12 protein-coding genes and 4 pseudogenes are annotated in these 17347 nt (G+C 62.6%); 11 read left to right on the top strand and 5 right to left on the bottom strand.

Annotation, left to right across the window (positions count from 1 at the left end; genetic code table 11):
• The first annotated feature begins 145 nt into the window (after positions 1–145).
• From FCN77_RS10085 to FCN77_RS10070, 4 genes are all read left to right on the top strand, one after another.
• Positions 146–460 (top strand): hypothetical protein, encoded by a 315-nt coding sequence (locus FCN77_RS10085; RefSeq protein ID WP_137322168.1) that lies wholly within the window; start codon positions 146–148, stop codon positions 458–460.
• Positions 461–697: 237 nt separating this feature from the next.
• On the top strand, positions 698–2086 hold the full coding sequence (locus FCN77_RS10080) for a wax ester/triacylglycerol synthase family O-acyltransferase (protein WP_137322167.1): 1389 nt from the start codon (positions 698–700) through the stop codon (positions 2084–2086).
• Between the two features lie 422 nt (positions 2087–2508).
• Positions 2509–3744, top strand: a complete 1236-nt coding sequence (locus tag FCN77_RS27640; protein ID WP_137322166.1) for a site-specific integrase — start codon at positions 2509–2511, stop codon at positions 3742–3744.
• The gene (locus FCN77_RS10070; RefSeq protein ID WP_175417204.1) at positions 3737–6199 is read left to right on the top strand and encodes a tyrosine-type recombinase/integrase; all 2463 of its coding nucleotides are present in this window, start codon (positions 3737–3739) and stop codon (positions 6197–6199) included. Before FCN77_RS27640 ends, FCN77_RS10070 begins: the two co-directional genes overlap by 8 nt.
• Positions 6200–6740: 541 nt before the next feature.
• On the opposite strand, the gene FCN77_RS10065 is transcribed toward FCN77_RS10070, so the two are convergent.
• From FCN77_RS10065 to FCN77_RS10055, 3 genes and pseudogenes are all read right to left on the bottom strand, one after another.
• Positions 6741–7211 (bottom strand): RNA polymerase sigma factor, encoded by a 471-nt coding sequence (locus FCN77_RS10065; protein WP_254678922.1) that lies wholly within the window; start codon positions 7209–7211, stop codon positions 6741–6743.
• Between the two features lie 283 nt (positions 7212–7494).
• Positions 7495–8280: a hypothetical protein gene (locus FCN77_RS10060; protein WP_137322164.1), complete on the bottom strand. Its 786-nt coding sequence runs from the start codon at positions 8278–8280 to the stop codon at positions 7495–7497.
• Between the two features lie 557 nt (positions 8281–8837).
• Positions 8838–9062: pseudogene (locus FCN77_RS10055) on the bottom strand (ATP-binding protein); the annotation flags it as partial.
• A gap of 1289 nt (positions 9063–10351) precedes the next feature.
• Here FCN77_RS10055 and FCN77_RS27635 point away from each other — a divergent pair.
• Positions 10352–10985 (top strand): annotated as a pseudogene (locus FCN77_RS27635) (glycogen debranching N-terminal domain-containing protein).
• A 94-nt stretch (positions 10986–11079) separates the two neighbouring features.
• Here FCN77_RS27635 and FCN77_RS10035 read toward each other — a convergent pair.
• A complete protein-coding gene (locus FCN77_RS10035; protein ID WP_137322160.1) occupies positions 11080–12564 on the bottom strand; it encodes an IS1182 family transposase in 1485 nt (494 codons plus the stop codon).
• A 213-nt stretch (positions 12565–12777) separates the two neighbouring features.
• Between FCN77_RS10035 and FCN77_RS10030 the strand changes: the two are divergent.
• Positions 12778–14175, top strand: a pseudogene (locus tag FCN77_RS10030) (amylo-alpha-1,6-glucosidase); the annotation flags it as partial.
• A 46-nt stretch (positions 14176–14221) separates the two neighbouring features.
• On the opposite strand, the gene FCN77_RS26745 reads toward FCN77_RS10030, so the two are convergent.
• Positions 14222–14371, bottom strand: coding sequence for a hypothetical protein (locus FCN77_RS26745; protein WP_254678921.1), 150 nt, complete (start codon positions 14369–14371; stop codon positions 14222–14224).
• Here FCN77_RS26745 and FCN77_RS10025 point away from each other — a divergent pair.
• The 5 genes and pseudogenes from FCN77_RS10025 to FCN77_RS26735 all read left to right on the top strand — a co-directional run bounded on the left by FCN77_RS10025 (position 14358) and on the right by FCN77_RS26735 (position 16653).
• A complete protein-coding gene (locus FCN77_RS10025) occupies positions 14358–14609 on the top strand; it encodes an SOS response-associated peptidase family protein (protein WP_254678920.1) in 252 nt (83 codons plus the stop codon). The two genes, FCN77_RS26745 and FCN77_RS10025, sit on opposite strands and share 14 nt — an antisense overlap.
• A complete protein-coding gene (locus FCN77_RS10020; protein ID WP_137322158.1) occupies positions 14606–14827 on the top strand; it encodes a hypothetical protein in 222 nt (73 codons plus the stop codon). The genes FCN77_RS10025 and FCN77_RS10020 overlap by 4 nt, the downstream gene beginning before the upstream one ends.
• Before the next feature lie 26 nt (positions 14828–14853).
• Entirely contained in the window at positions 14854–14982 is a 129-nt protein-coding gene (locus FCN77_RS27360) for a hypothetical protein (RefSeq protein ID WP_302647314.1), read from the top strand.
• A gap of 638 nt (positions 14983–15620) precedes the next feature.
• Positions 15621–16118, top strand: a pseudogene (locus tag FCN77_RS26740) (DUF4192 family protein); the annotation flags it as partial.
• Positions 16119–16305: 187 nt separating this feature from the next.
• The gene (locus tag FCN77_RS26735; RefSeq protein ID WP_368074325.1) at positions 16306–16653 is read left to right on the top strand and encodes a DUF4192 family protein; all 348 of its coding nucleotides are present in this window, start codon (positions 16306–16308) and stop codon (positions 16651–16653) included.
• Positions 16654–17347: the final 694 nt, after the last annotated feature.

Raw genomic sequence — 17347 nt, 5'->3', positions numbered from 1 at the left:
AACAACACGTTCCAATACTTTGCAGAACGTTTGGCAGCGGCGGCCGGTTGACGACCTGACGATCCGGGCACCTCATGCTCCGCGCCCAGATCGCGATGTCCACCGCTTTCGGCATCGTTATGCTGCCGATGTGGACGGAAGGCTGATGGCCACCGTTGGGTTTTGGCGCCATTCTACGGTGCTGGGCCGCGACCACGAGAGGCGATTTCGACGCCTGTTCCCCGTTGTTGGATTGGAGCTAGGCGAGGACTTCACCACCAAGGGCGCCGAAGTCCTCCGAATCGAGTTGTCCCACGGCTGGCACACCTCGCGACTTGAAGGTCTATCTGGGCTTGAAGCACCGTTCTTCAACCACCAGTGGCGCAACTACAACCTGAAGCTGCCGCCGGCTCATCTCAGCAGGTCCTGGCTTTCTTGGATGAACATGTCAGAGGAGAGCCTTCCCCTCTGGCCTGAATGAGCATGCTGACCGTCCGAGAAAGAAACTGAGCGGGAAGGCCTGGCCGCGATCTCGGACTGGGCCAGGTCGATTGGTGTGGTCCGGGAGGTCGCCACCGGCCTCCGAAGGCCGTCGGTCCGACCCCCTCGCCCGGGACGGGGAAATGAGTCCCAGATTGGAGGGGACCTTCGGCACTTGTCGGCCTTGGGTCCTGAGAGGAGGCTTGGTTGGTCATGTTGGAACAGGAGCGTGACTGCGATGAATAGGACCCGCCGTCTGGAGCGCTTGACCGCGTCGGACCGCTTCCTGCTCTTGTGGGACGACTTGGGCTGGGCCACGGACATAGGCGCCCTTGCCGTCGTCGACGGCGCCGGGCTCCTGGACTCCGGCGGTCGCGTCCGGATCGAGAGCGTCCGCCGCTGGCTCGAACCGAGACTGCACAGCCTTCCCCATGTCCGTCAGTTGCTGTACCGGCCCCGGTGGCGGCTGGGCTGGCCCCTGTGGGTCGACGCGCCGTCGCTGAACCTCGCCGATCACGTCCGAGTCCATCCTGTCGATCCACCGGGTGACCAGTCACGCCTGTTGCAGGCCTGCGCAGAGCTGGCGAGCCGACGGCTGGACCCAGCACGACCGATGTGGGAGGTGTGGTTGCTGCCCGGGTTGCCGCAGGGACGCGTAGGCCTTTTCCTGAGGATGCACCACACCATGGCGGATGGGATGGCAGCAGTGGCCGCCTTCGGAGCGCTGCTGGACTCCAGCGCCGATGCGCCCACCCCGGTCTCACCATCATGGACGCCGACACCAATGCCGACCGCGAGCGAGCTTCTCCGCGATAACCTGGGCCGACAGGCTCACCAGCTCTCCCGGGCGCTGATTGGCCTTGCTCATGCAAGTGACACGCTGCACCGGACTCGACGTGCCTGGCCAGCGTGGCGGGAGCTGCTCGCCGAACAACGCGCACCCCGCACAAGCCTCAACCGTCCTGTGGGGGCCGACCGCCGACTGGCCATCCTTCGTAGCCGCCTAGAAACCATCACCCAAATTGCCCACGCCCATACGGCCAAGGTCAACGACGTCGTTCTGGCCGCGGTCGCCGGCGGCCTGCGCGAGCTGCTGTCAGGTCGTGGAGAACCGGTCGATCGGCTGACGCTGCGAGCGGTGGTGCCGGTGTCGCTTCACCGGGAGCAGCGTGTGCAGGAGGGGAGCGGTAACCAGGACGGGTGGATGGTGGTGCCACTGCCACTCGGCGAGCCCGACGCTGTTCGCCGGCTGGACCTGATCAAGCTGCAGACCGCCGCACGCAAGCGCCACGCCCATCCGCAGACGGGCAGCGGTATTTCCGGATCGATACTCCTCCAGCGTGCGTTCCTGCACGGCTTTGCCCGCCAGCGGTTCATCAACATACCGGTCACCAACATCCCGGGACCGACGGTGCCGCTATATCTTTCCGGAGCGCAGCTGCTCGAGCTGTTCCCGGTGGTATCGCTCATGGGCAACCTCGCGCTTGCTGTGGCCGTTTTCTCCTACAACGGGCAGCTCAACCTCACGGCGATCGCCGACCAGAACGCCTGCCCGGACGTGGAGGTCTTCATCCATGGCGTGAACACCGCCCTGAACGACCTCGCCCGGTCCATGTCCGCACCCTGAGCAGACTGTCGGTCGCGCTCGATAACCTCAACGAATCACGCGTACTCCTCAGGGATCGCGCCCAGCGACACCGGGACTGACCGGCCGGCTTACCGGCGGCAATTCACCGCTCACCCCACCGGGAGACGACCGGGTGGCTTGCCGGCTCAAGGTCACACGAAAGGAAGGCGCGTTCCCGGTCAGACGGACCGTTGAGGCACTGACCGCTCCGGCGAGACCAGCGAGGCTGGTTGTCACAGTCCGATGGCTTCAACACGCTCAACTTGACAGGGAACATCAAAGGCGCCGCCCAAACCTACGACGGTGGGCAGAGGATTTGGTGAGTTATCTGCACTTGGTGTCCGCGCGGCGTCCGTTTATCTGAGGCCTTTGGTTGTAGGCATGGAGGGCAGGACAATCTCCAGCTGCGACCATCAAGGGTGATGCGGGTGTCAGAGCAATGGCTAGGTTCCGGTACAAGGCGTGGATTGCTTGACGGGGCCGTTGAGCTTGCCAGAGTCGGCAGGGTCGAGAAGGGATCCGGATCGCACGAGCCGTTTGTTCTGCTTGACCCAGAGGGCGGGGTCGTGGCCGAGGTTAGTTCCTGGATCCAATACCTCGCCGTTGCTGACCTAAGTGCCTGCACCTTACGCTCCTACTGCTACGCGGCTCTGACGTGGCACCGGCTCCTGTGGATGCTCGATGTCCCGTGGGACCGGGCTACTGAGGCTGAAACAGCGGCGTTGGTTGGGTGGCTTCGGATTGCACCGAATCCCCAGCGTAGGCGGTCTTCGGGGCTGCCCGGGGGTGTCAACGTCAAGACCGGGAAACCAAACCTGGGCGCAGGATACGGGGCGGCCACGGTCAATCTGACGCTGGCGGCGGTGTGGAACTTTTACGAATTTCATGCCCGGTGGTGCCATGGGCCCGTGGTGAATCCGGTCCCGGCATCGGCGCATCGCCGTCGGGCTTTGTCGCACCAGAGCCCCGCCGAAGTGAAGCAGCCGTTTCGCCGTGCACCATATCGGCGACGTGGCCGTCAAGGATTGCCGCGGTCAATTCCGGACGCGCAGTGGGCGGAGCTTTTCGCGTCCATGGTCTGTGACCGGGACCGGGCACTCCTTGAATGCTTTGTCTCCTCCGGTGCCCGAGCTGACGAGCTTCTGGGCGCTCAACTCAATGATGTCGACTGGGCAAACCAGCGGTTATCGGTGATTTCGAAGGGAAGCAGGGAAAGGCGGTGGGTGCCACTCTCGCCCGAGGCGATGACGTGGCTGGGGCGGTACCTGGCCTCATCACAGTCCGTCCCCGGCGCTCCGTTGTGGCGAACGCTCCGCGGCCCGGATCGGCCATTGACCTACGGCGCGGCGCGCCGGATCCTGCAGCGCGCTAATTCCGCCTCGGACACGAATTGGACGTTGCACGATCTGCGGCATACTGCCGCCATCCGGATGGTGAACAGTGGCGTGCTAACCCTGCCAGAGGTGCAGGTCGTGCTAGGCCACGCCGATCTGCACACCACGAGCCGGTACACGGTTCCGCGGGCCGAGGAACTGATTCTCAAGATGCAGGAATTCCATGCCCGGCCCCACCCGCCGCACGCCGCCTACACACCGGGCTACGCGACGGCGGACATCCAGGCCGTCTTCGGGCAAGTCCCGGGAGGCGCAAATGTCTAGGGCAAACGTGTCCACCACGGGAATCTGGAGCCGGCGGGAGCTCCCGGCAGCTACGGCGTCAGAGGTTCCTGCCCGGTCATGGCAGATCGGGGGCAGCACTGACATAGTCACCCCGGCCGCTGCGCCCCGGAACCTGCCAGCCCCGTTGGGGGATCTGAGCCGGGCGTCCATTGCCGAGCTTCAGGCAGCGGCCTGCTCATTGCTTCCACGCTCGGGGATCCAGCTGGACAAACGGCGCCGGTCCATCCGAAAAGTGGCAGAACATCTGTCGACGTTCGAAGGCGGGGCGTGGCAGGAGCGGTGGGACGCCAGCGGGTATGACACCTCGGAGGAACGCCTGGCGTCATTGAACCCGCCGGCGTCAAAAAGCTGGACGATGACTAGCGGACTGACGTGGTTGGTAGGAATGCGGGTGATCGTCCCGTCGGTGCTCACGCTGCGCCGCGACGTGGTGTCTGATTTCTCTATGATTTTCCGGGAATGCCAGAAGGACCCGCTTCTGGCCCAGGTCGTCGACCGGATCCGCAACGCGTCTAATCCTGACCTGCAGAAACACCGCGCGCTAACCGAGCTCTCCTATGTTCTGGCCAGCCAGGGTATCCCGGTCGCGGACCTCACGCCAGGGGCGCTGATCCACTTCGACGTCGAGCTGCGGAACGTTGGCAGGGGCAGGGAAACCTACGAACGACAAATAGGTGCGCTCATCTGGGAAGTCCTCCATACGATGGGGCGGTTCCCGGAGAGGACGCCGGCAACCATCCGCAGAGCCCGGCAGGGCGGGCCGCGCAGCGTGGAAGAGTTCGTGGACTATCACGGGGTCAGGGACGCCGGGATGCGGCAGCTGCTGATCGATTACATCAATCAGCGCGCCGCGCTGGGGATGGACTATTCCAGCCTTCGCGGGCTGACCGGAAACCTGGTCCGGAACTTCTGGTGCGTGATTGAGGGGATCAACCCTGAGCAGCACGATCTTGACCTGAACGAGGAAACGTACGAGGCGTGGCGGCAGGAAGTCGACACCATCAGCACCCCCGAGGGGCCAAAGCCCCGCCAGGGCATCTGGGACCTCCTGATCGCGGTGCGCGCCCTCTACCTCGATCTTCAGACCTGGGCGATGGAAGACCCGGCGCGCTGGGGATCCTTCGCCACCCGGTGCCCGATCCCGCCGATCGCGAGCCGCGGCTACAGTGCGGGCAGACGCCGGCAGGCAGAGCGGATGGCGGACCGCACCCGCGCCCGCCAACCGCTGCTGGACCACCTCATCCGGCACGTCACCGCGGAAAAAGACCGCCTTCAGGCCTTCCGGGCAGCAGCGTCCGCCTCACTAGGTGCGGCAGGCTTCGACTTCGACGGCGTCCACTACACCCATGTCCGCCGCGCGACGCCAGTTCGAAGCTCACCCCAGAAGGGTCCACGGGCCCGGCGCGGAGTCGAGTTTGAAGAGCCTCCCCAGCCGGAGCGGCAACTGCGCGTGCTCGGGGCGGCCGCCGAAAGCATCAACATCAGCGCCGAGGAGGACCAGGCGTTCTGGACCTGGGCCGCCGTCGAGGTGCTCCGCCTCACCGGGATTCGGCATGAGGAACTGCTCGAACTCAGCCACCTCTCAATCAGGCAGTACCGGCGGCCCAACGGAGAGGTCGTTGGGCTTCTCGTCGTCACCCCGTCGAAGTCCGACCGGGAGAGGGTGATTCCGATGTCCCCGGAGCTGCTGCATGTCATCGCCGAGGTGATCCGCCGGCACACGACGAATCTGGGCAGCATCCCGCTGGTCCGGAGGTGGGATCCGCTCGAGAGGGAGCACAGCGACCCGCTGCCCTACCTTTTCCAGTACACGGCAGGACCGTTGCGCGGGGTGTTCAGCACCTCCCGCATTGCCAAACTCGTTCACAAGGCGTGCGCTACCGTGGCGAAAGACCGTCCCGAGTTTGAGGGGCTCAGCTTCACTCCGCATGATTTTCGGCGGATCTTTGCGACCGACCTGGTCAACAACGGCCTGCCCATCCACATCGGCGCCGCCTTGCTGGGGCACGCGAATCTGCAGACCACCAGAGGCTACGTCGCGGTGTTCGACGAGGACGTCGTCCGGCACTACCAGATGCACATGGCCAATCGCCGGGCCCTACGCCCTGACCACGAGTACGCAGAAGTCGCCGATGCCGAATGGGAAGAGTTCGAGGAACACTTCGACAAACGCAAAGTCGAACTTGGCTCTTGCGGCCGGCCCTACGGCACCCCCTGCGCCCACGAACACGCCTGCGTGCGTTGTCCGATGCTGCACGTGGAGCCGAGAATGATCCTCAGGCTGGACGAACTCGAAGCCGACCTAATTGCCAGGAGGGAACGGGCCGAGAACGAAGGTTGGAAGGGCGAAGTGGACGGACTCGAACTCACCCTCGGACATCTTCGAGACAAACGCGGCCGAGCAATACGGCTACAGAAACAAAGCCCCTGCTGAGTGCAGAGTAGCCGGCAGCCGCCAGTATCCCCGGGGCAGATGTCACGGTGACTGTCCGGGAGATGGTTTCGCCTGAGGACAGCAAGGCTTGGCCAGCTTCGTCCGCCTGGGCGTCCTGTCATGGTCTTGGAGAAGGCGACGCGTAGGAGGGTATACCGCCTCCAGAGCCTGCCGCCATGAAAACGCCGACTTTGGTTTCGCCGTCACTAAGGAACACGGCGATCTCACGTGGGGGGCGTGAAGAGCTGAAGTTCTTCTCGCGTCCTCCGGGCTGGTGGGCATAGGCCCACCGTAGAGGTCCTTGGCGTACACGTAGCCGGTCGCTCCGTTGGTGGCCGCCACGGCGATCAGATCCGGAACCCCGTTTTCGGGGCTTTCCATGCCGTAAGTCTCGCCCTTGGCGTTGACGCCGAGCTCGGTCCGTTCCTGCTTCACGTACTTGGCAGTGAGCTGCCATCGGCTCCCAGGTTCTGTTTTGATCGTGACACTGTGCTGTCCTGGCTCAAGTGAAATGGTGTAGCGGCAGGAATTTAGGCGTGTGTCAGCTTCGATTTCGGTGTAGCTGCAGCTGGCGCCGTTGGGAAACTGAAACGAACCGGGAGTTAGGGCGGTCAGGGCCGGGTGTCATGTTCAAAACGGCTGCTGCGGCAGCGAGTGGATAGTCCTCAAAAACGACCAGACTCACCAAGTGCAGGTCTTCAGCGCTGAGCGTTCCAAGAGCCTGGGAGAAGTCCTGGTCCATACTCTCTTGGTGACTGGCGAAAAGGTCAGCTTCCAAGTGCTGTGAAGATGCCTCTGTGCGCGGTAGCGAGTCCAGCAGCTTCCGGTAGCGGAGTGCGGCTCGCCCCTTATTGCGGGCCATGTTGGTCGTCGTGACCAGCAGCCAGGGAAGGATGGACCCTTCCACGACACGGACTTGGGCGCGCCGCCGCCACAGCTCAAGAAAGGCGGCCGCCATGACGTCTTCAGCGTCGTGATGGTTCCCTGTGAGCCGGTAAGCATGACGGAACACTCGGTCACGATGCCTGTCATACAGCACACCAAACGCTTCGCCGTCACCCCCAGGCTTCGGGACCAAAGGCTGCCCTCGTCACTTTCAAGGTTCCCCATGCCCTGTATTGTCCGGGATAGCCGAAAAGGTTACACAGGACCAAGAAACTCCCAGAAAATCTTTTGGGCATCCTCTAGAGGTGAGCCTCAGCAAGTGCCAACAGTGTCTGAAAGGAGCATCGAACTACCGGCAGTGCCGACACGGACGGCGAGAGGCCCAGGTCAACTACTGTTGCTGCGTGGGTTCAGCTATGCTGCGTCCACGGTTCTTCCTCAGTCTGGTAAAGGTTTTCGATGACCCTCTCGGCGTGGGCTGTACCGATCTTGGGATTCATCATTCGCAGTTCCCTAACGGCAGCGGCGTGTCCTTGATTTACGTGAATGGCTCGCAACCAGATGATCTGCATGCCAGTTAGGCGCGGTCCTGTCTTGCCCACGTGATGTTGTTCCAGCATCCGCCAGATACTGATCCCGGCTTGGGCGAGTGCTGTCGTGACAACCAAGGGCGTCCAGGTATCCACGCTTAGTGGGGAAGTTAAGTACAGCACCGAAAACCAGACTGCGATGAAAAGAGTTCCTGTGCCGAAGTTCTGGATTCGCAACCAGTCCAAAAAGTTCATCGAGCGAAGTGGCGGAATCTCTAGGAGCGAAGCAGTTTTCGCCGGTTTCACTGAAATGGTCGCCGAGGCAAGAACCAGGATAAACAACCAAAGGGCGGGATTCGCGGGATCTCTGACTTCCGGGAGGGCCACGACGAAGGACAGGACAACGACCACAGGCAAAATCGCTACAAGGGCATCTGCCGCCTGAGGCCGCATTAGAGCACTGGGTGTTGATCGGCGGGCCCAAAACAGAATGACTAAGCCTCGGATAAAGGCCACGACAGCGAGCATTCCAGTCAACGCTGCGACTCTGCCGGGTTCAGGCTCGTTCAAGAGCACCGCCGTTCGCCATAGGCCAAGGCCACCCGCGATGGCTAAGACCACACCACCAACGACAGACACCCGCTTCTCGTTACGAATCACCCGCACGAACGCCGTTCCTTCCGCCCGAACAGCACCCCCTCATGCTGCCTAGCTGAATCCTAGACCTTAAACTGAGGCGCTCTCTGGCAGTGCTGCTACCCCCGAATCCAATGGGCCTCATCCAAGGTGAAGCAATCTCGACATGGCCTGGTTCCGCCACTGTCCGCCGACTGACTATGTCAACCTTTTTTGGCCCCAGCATGACGGCTATTTCTGGCCCCACTGAGAAGCTTTGGGTGAGGCGTGGTCCCGGTCGTGCGCTCATGGTCAGGGTCCTTCACATACCAACACCTAGACCGGACGGGGGCGTGGCCCGTGGGCGGTTTTCTCCGGCCATTCTTGGACGCCTCGAAGGATGCAGGGATAAAATTGGTGAAGAGTGCACGTTCACGGAAGGGCTTTCCAGATGCGACAGCGGTCTGTTGAACCAACCCGCTTCATCCTCGGGTTCGTGGTCTATACGTCGGCGGCCGTTTTCCTTTTGCTCTTAGCAATGGGACACAGGGGAATTGAGCTCTTCGTGATGCTTGCCCTGATCCTCGCCCTCACTGGCATTCAAGGTCTCATCGACAAGTTTCTATTCGATAAGTTCCGGCAGTAACGCCACGCCCAACGCGGCCGATGGTGTGGGCGAGGCGGTATGAGTCGGTGCCGGTTTCGATTATCGTGCCGTTGAAGGTGAGACGGTCCACGATGGCGGCGCAGAGTCGCGGGTCGGTGAAGGTTTTCGTCCAGCCGGAGAATGATTCGTTTGAGGCGATGGCGATGGAATTCTTCTCCTCTCGTTCGCCCGGCAGTCTCGGGCCCCGGTTCAAGATTCACATGATTCGCTGTTGTCGGATTCCTGTTTCCCCTGCCCTAAGCAGCGCCCCGCGAAGGTGCCCTGAAAGCCACACGCAACCGCACGATGTCCCCTACTCTGGGAACCGGTTCTGCTGTACGTCCGGAACTCGACCCCGCCAAGAGGTCAATGATCCCGCGCGCTTGAACCTTGCTGACAAGGACCGGTGAGAGTGATGCGTTCATTTCGGCGCCTCGGAACTCTAGTGCAGCTCACTTGGTGCAGATAAGGTCGAAGGCCAAACACAGAGACGTCTTGGACGCGGTGTGCGGCGCGGTGATCGGCAGCAGGACACAGCCAACCGCGATCGTCGCGTCAAGCAGAATCAGATGATCCTGGACCAGGCCCTCGCGTCCTCGACGACTTCTTTGTTTTCCTATCGGGCCGGGCCCAGTCCCGAATTGACTCTCTGTGTGGCCCTTTCAGGCCACTCCGCTGTTTCCCGCGTCCGATAATGGAGCATGTGTCGGCCAAATTGGCGCGGCGATCGATGGCTGAACCCGGTGCGACTGCCACGGCGGCCCACATGCGTTAACGGCCCGGCGCGCGGCCCCCGGGTGCACGTGACTGGCGCCCCCGGAATTGGCGAAGCTCCGGTCAAATAGCGGTTGACCGAAGCTCCGGTCCATTATGCACGGGCGAACCTTAGGATTCGCTGGGAGGGCGGTAGCAGGAACGAAGATTCGTTCAACGACGGCGCCCGTGGCCCCTCCATGGACTGGCGGAGGGCCGCCGCCGAGCCAGTTGGCACGTGTTGGTCTACGTTGTTGTGCTGTGCTCGGCCGGTGTCCTGATCCTGGCTTCACGATGGCAGCTGTCGTCCTGCTGACTCTTGCCGTTCTAGCGCTGTCGCAGCATTTGGTGCATTCTGATTCAGGCAAAACACCACAACCTCAAGCGGCCAAGGCTAGCCCGACTAGTGGGGACACGCTGTTCAACGGCGGCGCGGGTGCCACCGGCCCGCCCGGACGGACCGCTGATGATGCTCGCCGACTTTTGCCACATTTTCACCTGCGGACCGAGGACCTGATCACCGGCACGACGGCGGTGGCGAAAGTCCCCTAACTCGCCTCCGAGGAGGAAAGACTTCTTCCCCGCCCATGGTCACAGCACCCCCGTGTTCTGTGACCGCTGCCGTTGGACACGGAGGGCCGTTGCCCCTTGCCGAAGATGTTCCGCTCGTTACATAGTGGTGGACACAGGGTTCGGTCTTGACGGTATAAGAAAGTACAGAAGATGCCCGGATGGAACGTCGAAAACAGTGCAGCCCCGGGTGGTTCCGGAACAGTGACTCTGGTCCAGGGAACTTCATTCAGCGTTTCAGCCGGGAACGGGGACATGTCGGCGAGTAAACCGCAGGGGGTCTTTTTTCAGGACACGCGGTATGTGAGTGACTGGAAGCTTACCGTCAACGGTTTACCTGTCGAGGCGCTTTCAGCGACAGTCCCGGAACCGTTCCACGCTGTCTTTCATCGGAAGAACTCTTCGACACGACCATGCTGACAGTGCCGTGCTGGTTGAGCGCGACCGGCAGCTCGGGACGGGCCTGACCGAGACAATCACCGTGCACAACTATGCGCGGGATCCTTTTCAGTGCCGCATTGAATTATTGGCGGACGCGGACTTTGCCGATCTCTTCGAAGTCAAGGAATGCCGTCAGCCACGCCGCAAGAGCCGGGCCCGGCACCCCGCTGGGGACCAACTGATTCTTATGTCTGAGCGGAAAGATGACGAGCGCAGCATTGCCATCGAGCTCCCTGGCTCGAGGGTGGAAGAACAACGCCTCGTGGTGGTTGCTCCGGTAGCGGCCCACTCAGCGTGGTCCGTGACCGTCTCGGCCGTGCCCCGCACTAGGAGCGTGGGGCGGTAGTGGTTTCCGTCATCCAGGGGTGGTCCTGTCTACTGACCGGTGACACGTTGCCATCTTGATGGCCGGGCAGCCGTGGCCGCCTTTGGCCCGTGGGTTAGGCTCCGGCCGGGGCGTTGAGACCGGCTTTGGCTTTGAAAGTGAACAATTTCAGCAGGTTGTGACAGCCTGCCATCAGTTCCCACTCGTGTTTGGCTTGTTCGAGGCCGCGCAGGAGTACGTGTTTGCCCTGGCGGGTGTGGATTTGCCCGAAGACCGGTTCGATGATCGCCTTGCGCCGCGCGTAAACGGCCCGGCCCTTCTTGGTTTTGAGTTTCCTCGCCATCCGTTCCTTGGGTGTGGCGGTGGCCGGGATCCTGCCCCGGGGCGTCTCGGGAACCTTTTCGCCGTGTTTGAGCCGGCCGGTCGCGATGAAGAACTCGGTCCCGCCGGCGGCCTCGATTTCCTTCACGTGTTCGAGGTTGGCTGCTGAACAATATCCGGCATCAATGGTCCATTGGGCGGGCATCCGGCCCAGGGTTTCGGCGGTGCGTTCGGTCATCGGGACCAGTTGCTGCACGTCCACCGCGGTGTTGTTCAGATCGGTGGCGACGATGACCTGATGGTCCGCGTCGACCACGGCCTGGGCGTTGTAGCAATAGTGGTACGAGCCGTCTGCGGTCTTCATGATCCGGGAGTCGGGGTCCGTGAAATTGCGCTGGGCCCTCGGTCTGACCTCCGCTTTGGCCGCGGCTTCCTCGCCCTTGGCCGCAGCAGCCCCGTCGTCATCGCCGCGGTCCCGGGCTTTCTGCTCCGCCTCTTTGCGTGCTTTGGCTGCTGCGTCCTCTTCGAGCTGTTTGCGGGCCGCGGCCATCTTCGCCAGCCGCGATTGCCGGTCGGCCAGATCCGGCGGGAGCTCATCGCCGCGCGTATCCGCCCCGAACCGGGCATCCTCCTCCCTGTCCACGGCCTCGGCGTCGGCGAGCATGTCCGAGACCTCCGCGGCGAGGATCCTCTGTTTTTCGGTCAGCCGTCCGTAGCTCATCGCCTTTCGCCGGGACGCGTTGGCCCGGACCTTCGTCCCGTCCAGGGCAACCCGGCCCAACGAGACCATGCCCGCGGCCCGGCAGAGTTCCAGCGCCTGCAGGAACACGTTCCCCAACGCCGCGAGATGGCGTTTGCGGAACCGGCCGATGGACCGGAAATCCGGTGCCTGCTGCCCGGCCAGCCAACGGAACGCGACCACGTCCACGCACGCCCGCTCCAACTCCCGGGAGGAACGCACCCCGACGCAGTAACCGTAAAGCAGGACCCGGACCATCAACCGCGGATCATACGGCGGCTGGCCCTTCGTCTTCCCATACGAGCCGTAGAACCGGGACAGATCCAGCTCCCGGGACACCAGATCAGCGATGAACCGGGCCAGATGATTGCCCGGCAACCACTCATCCAGCGACGGCGGGACCAGCATCACCGCGTCCGGCTCAAAGGATTTGAACCGCTTGTTCACACCAGCGCCGGCCTCAACGATCCCGTCATCAAAACGCTCCACCCGCTCCACGAGAGCTTCATCAAAAAGGCCATCCTGGGAACCGGAATTCATACTCCCGATTCTTCCAGCCACTCCTCCCGCACCCCGGCAATTCACACGGCGTTTTAAGAACCCGGCCGACTACTGACCCGCGCTCCTAGGGGGGACGGTGGCCACGCAAGCGGACTGCGCGGACAGTCGGACTCCTTTCAGCGCGTGATGAAGTGGCGGGCGGACATGCCGACCGCGGAACTACAGGACGAGTCGGTGGAGCGAACCTTCAGCCGCAGCCAGGACGATCTGGGCTCGCTTCGCATTTTTAACCCGGTCCACCCGGACCGCGCCGTCGTGGCCGCCGGCGCGCCCTGGTTCATGGCGCTGTTCGGAAGGGACAGTTTGCTTTCCTCTTTCATGTCACTCCTGCTCGATCCCTCCCTGGCCAAGGGGACCCTCCTCACCCTGGCCGATTACCAGGGGACAAAAGTGGACCCGCGAACGGAAGAAGAGCCTGGCCGGATCCTGCACGAGGTGCGGCTGGGAGCCACTCACGGTCTGGCGTTAGGAGGCAGCGGTGTTTACTACGGCTCCGTTGATGCCACGCCGCTCTTTGTGATTGTGCTCGCCGAGCTGAGCAGGTGGGGACTCGACGATGCCGCCATGCGCACCCTCCTTCCGGCAGCGGACAAAGCCCTTCGGTGGATGGAGGAATACGGCGACCTGGACGGCGACGGATTCATCGAATATCAGCGAAAGACAGAACACGGCCTGCGTAACCAGGGCTGGAAGGACTCCGGGGACGGGATAAATTTCGCTGACGGAACACTGGCCGAGCCGCCGATAGCACTCTGCGAAGTCCAGGGCTACGCTTATGCCGCATACCTTGGGCGCGCGCTCATGGCCCGCGCCGGCGGCGACCCGGAGACAGCCGATGCCTGCCTGGCCAAAGCGATCAGACTCAAGAGAGCGTTCAACGACCAATTCTGGCTGCCGGACCGGGGATACTTCGCCATCGCCCTGGACAAAGACAAAAAGCCTGTCGACGCTCTGGCCTCCAATATGGCCCACTGCCTTTGGGCCGGCATCGTGGACGATGACAAGGCAGTCCACGTTGCCGATCATCTGGTGTCCCCTGAGATGTTTACAGGTTGGGGTATCAGGACATTGGCCTCAACCGTGGGAGCCTACAACCCCGCCAGCTACCACAACGGCTCGGTGTGGCCGCATGACAACGCCATCGCCGCAGCGGGCCTTATGCGACGCGGTTTTGTCAGCGAGGCCCAGCGAATTGCTTACGCTCTGCTGGAAGCCGCTGACCACTTTAGCGGCCGGCTTCCGGAGCTCTTTTGCGGGCTGGATCGAGGAAAGTATCCGGTACCCGTTCCCTACCCCGCCTCATGTTCGCCCCAGGCATGGGCGTCCGCCGCGCCCGTGCAGCTGATCAGGACACTCCTCCGTTTTGACCCCGGGCTCCCTTGGAATGAACTGTGGTTGGCTCCCACCCTTCCCGCCAAGGATACGCATTTCCATTTGGAGAACGTTCCGTTCGCAGGGCAGGGCCGGCTATCCGTCCATATAGACGCCGGATCCGTCAGCGACCAAGGACTGCCTCAACATATCCAGCTGCGCCTTAACGCGCGGCCGCCGCTTCTCGACCTTCTCAAGCTCGGCACGCGCGAACGGTGAACGGAGAGGACTCCGATCTTCGTCGGGTGGATCCGCTCCTACCGGTTCAACCGATGCTCGCTGCTTCGTCCAGCGTGCGCGGTTCAAAGTGCTCCAGCAACTCGCGCATGGTCTCGTATCCCTGGGTGAAGGCGTCCGGGGCGCGCCATACTTCAACCTGCTCGAGCGATTCCCACGGGCCTGTGCTCAGCTGCACCGTCCTGACCCCTAGCGCGCAGGATTCCCCGGAGCACGTCCACGACCGCAGCCCGGTCATCATCCCGCCGGACATGTACGCCGACTGGCTGGATCCTGGCACGACCGACAAGCCCGATGTGCAGCAGCTGCTGGACGCCGTCCCGGAACCAGTACTTACCCCGAGGGTCGTCAGCACCCGGGTCAACAGCGTCCGAAACAACGGGCCTGAACAGCTCGAGCCCGCTCCGAACCAATGACTGAGGACGAAGCCAGGCAGGCATATCACGCAGCGGCGCGGCTCTCCCGGGCCGCCCCTGAACTCATGCAGCATACCGACTTCCTGGACCGCCCGGCCGACAGCTACTCCATCCTGGGGAACGTGCTCGACACAGTGCGCTCCCTCGAAGTCACCCTGGGCCAAATGGCCCAATGGCACCGTTCCGCAGCCGCAGCCGCAGGACAGCATTTCCACTAGGACATGATGACAGCACCATTGGGATCATGACAGCCGTCACGGAGCTGGATCCAGCCGTGCAGCAGGTCGACGCACTGCAGGAGACCATCAGCCGGGCCTACGGGGGCAACGCTGTGGTCCAGTGGTTTGATGAAGTCGGACCTATAGCGGACTAGCATCTAGGTACTGCTGGCGGAGTTCCTCTGGGCACCCTCCCCCACCCATTTTCAAACGCCGATAACGGCGCATCTGTCGCTCCTTGGGCCGCGATTGACATGCTGCTTGAACGCAGTTTTCCGGCCTCATCTAACTTGGAGAATAAAGGCCCCCGGTCCGCGTTACAGAGCAGAGGACGCAGACTTCCTGGTTTCCAGCGCCCTTGATCATGTCCGCCACACACTGTTCGGTCTCCTCAAACCCGCTCTGGAAGGCGTCGACCAGCCAGAGCCGGAACCAAAAACTCCTCGGTAGCATCGCAAGGTGCTTGCCGCGGACGTCGAGACCAAGTGGCGTCATGTCGCCCCGCTCCCCCGCGTCCATGAAGCACCAGAAGCAACTTCGCTGTTTGTCATTCTGATCCCCATCCTCGCTGGGCGGGTCCTCCACGCAACCAGGGCGCTACGCGCCGGGCTCGATTCAACGTTTCGCTTCGGCGCTCCTCCGTCGCTTATTTCCTCGCGAAACGTTGAATCGCTCCCCGGTTCCCAAAGTTGCACTCCGGACCCTCAAACCCAGCGGTGACTCCGTGTATCAGAACGACGCACAACTCTGACAGACACACCCGGTGCCCGCCAGCCGCTGAAGGAGAAGGAACATGGAACCACTCACCATCAAAACCCCAGCCGACGTCCTCAGTTTCGTCGGACACACGCTCGGGTTCTGGCCGCACGAAAGTCTCGTATGCATCACCCTGGACGCCAACCGCGTCGGAGCAACACTCAGAGTCGACCTCCCCCACCGGGAGGGCGGACTCAGATACGCCCGCACAGTCGCCGACTACCTCGCCCACGACACCAGCGCCGCCAGCGTGCTCTTCGCCGTCTACACCTCCGAACCCCAAAAACCCGGGCAACCCAAACCGCACGCCGCAACCATCGCAGCACTGACCTGTGCGCTGGCCGAACGCGGCATGACCATCCGCGACGGGCTCCTCGTCGGAGACAACACCGTCTCCCCGTACGACGGCGAACCCCAGAACGGACTAACACTGCCACTGACTGCGACCCAGTCCAGCCAGATCAACGCCGAATTCATCTACCGCGGCAGCACCATCGAACCCAGCAACCGCATCACCCTGCCGGCCTCAACCAAAGAAGGCCGCACCGCGGACGCCGTCGAAAACCGGGTGAAAGCAATACACACGATGAACGCGGGCGAGGCGCTCGAACAAGCCCGGACGCTCTGGGAAAGCATGCTGGAGACGATCTCCTTACCCGAACGACGATCAGACCATCAATCTGATCGCCAACTTCCAGGCCCCCGCGATCAGGGACCAGCTCATGGCCGATATCCCAGGAATCGACGAACCGATGGACCGTGTCCTCCTCGCCCAAACACACGGCACCCCTCAATGGTCCCGCGTCGAATGGGCACAGCAACTGCTGCTCCGCGCCTACACGCACAGCAGCACCCAACACTCCGCGCCCATCCTCACCGCAATCGCCTACGTCAACTGGTGGGAAGGCCGAGGCAGCAAAGCCCACCAATTCCTGGAACTCGCACTCGAAGCCGACCCCGCCTACCGCCTGGCCAGGCTCAGCGACCAAATGATCGGCTCCGGAATGGTCGCCGGCTGGAACATGGACAAAGACCGGGCCTTCCGGCCCTGGGGCCTCGAAGCGTCATAAGCCCGCAGTCACGGGGACACGGCGGCAGACGACGACGGGTCCTTTCGGAGCCAGTCGAACGCCGCCGCGTCCCAGCCGTCCGGGTCGAAAATTCCACTCCTGCGTGTTGTGCACGGAGGGATAGGTCAGCAACGCAGCCCTGAAACCAGCCGATGCAGCATATTGGACCCGACCTTGGCCAACGCACCGCTTCCGGTCGACATCGGGTCCATCGATCAGCAGCCTTAGATTTGCGAATTGCGTGGCACGCCGGTGCATTTCGTGGTAATCATGTCGTTACTGAGGCCAAAGTGCATGAAGTTATGTCAGCGGAAATCAGCCAAACTGGGGGCCCTCCGATGGGCCAGCGAATCACTGATAGATGTTGTGGACACTGTCCACACGCCTTTGGCCGGACAAACGCATGCCGCAGCGGTCACCGAGGCGCCCAACAGACTCGAACAACGAAGAAATATCTCGACGAAAACTCGTCCTAGTCATGCCGTCAGTACAACCCCAGCCCATGAATAGGTGATAGACCAACTGGCCACCACAGCGATCTCGAGAGGAGGTCCGAAGGACCCCAGATCCCAGCAGGCGGAGGGCCCACGAGCCAAGAACCTGAACCCGCCTCCCACATAACCGAATAGGTCATCGCGGCGCCAGGGACAGTCCGCGGCCAGTGTCAGGACCCGCAGTGGGACGATGTCCACAC

It is taken from the genome of Arthrobacter sp. 24S4-2, from assembly GCF_005280255.1.
GTDB lineage: Bacteria > Actinomycetota > Actinomycetes > Actinomycetales > Micrococcaceae > Arthrobacter.
Note: the sequence above shows the minus strand (reverse complement) of the source record. Positions and strands in the feature narration are given on the sequence as shown.

Bases quoted from the DNA above. Each gene is read 5' to 3' on its own strand.
- FCN77_RS10080 (WP_137322167.1), top strand. From the start codon at position 698: ATGAATAGGACCCGCCGTCTGGAGCGCTTGACCGCGTCGGACCGCTTC.
- FCN77_RS10020 (WP_137322158.1), top strand. From the start codon at position 14,606: ATGACTGAGGACGAAGCCAGGCAGGCATATCACGCAGCGGCGCGGCTC.
- FCN77_RS27640 (WP_137322166.1), top strand. From the start codon at position 2,509: ATGCGGGTGTCAGAGCAATGGCTAGGTTCCGGTACAAGGCGTGGATTG.
- FCN77_RS10035 (WP_137322160.1), bottom strand. From the start codon at position 12,564: ATGAATTCCGGTTCCCAGGATGGCCTTTTTGATGAAGCTCTCGTGGAG.
- FCN77_RS10085 (WP_137322168.1), top strand. From the start codon at position 146: ATGGCCACCGTTGGGTTTTGGCGCCATTCTACGGTGCTGGGCCGCGAC.
- FCN77_RS27360 (WP_302647314.1), top strand. From the start codon at position 14,854: ATGACAGCCGTCACGGAGCTGGATCCAGCCGTGCAGCAGGTCGACGCA.
- FCN77_RS10070 (WP_175417204.1), top strand. From the start codon at position 3,737: ATGTCTAGGGCAAACGTGTCCACCACGGGAATCTGGAGCCGGCGGGAG.
- FCN77_RS26735 (WP_368074325.1), top strand. From the start codon at position 16,306: ATGGCCGATATCCCAGGAATCGACGAACCGATGGACCGTGTCCTCCTC.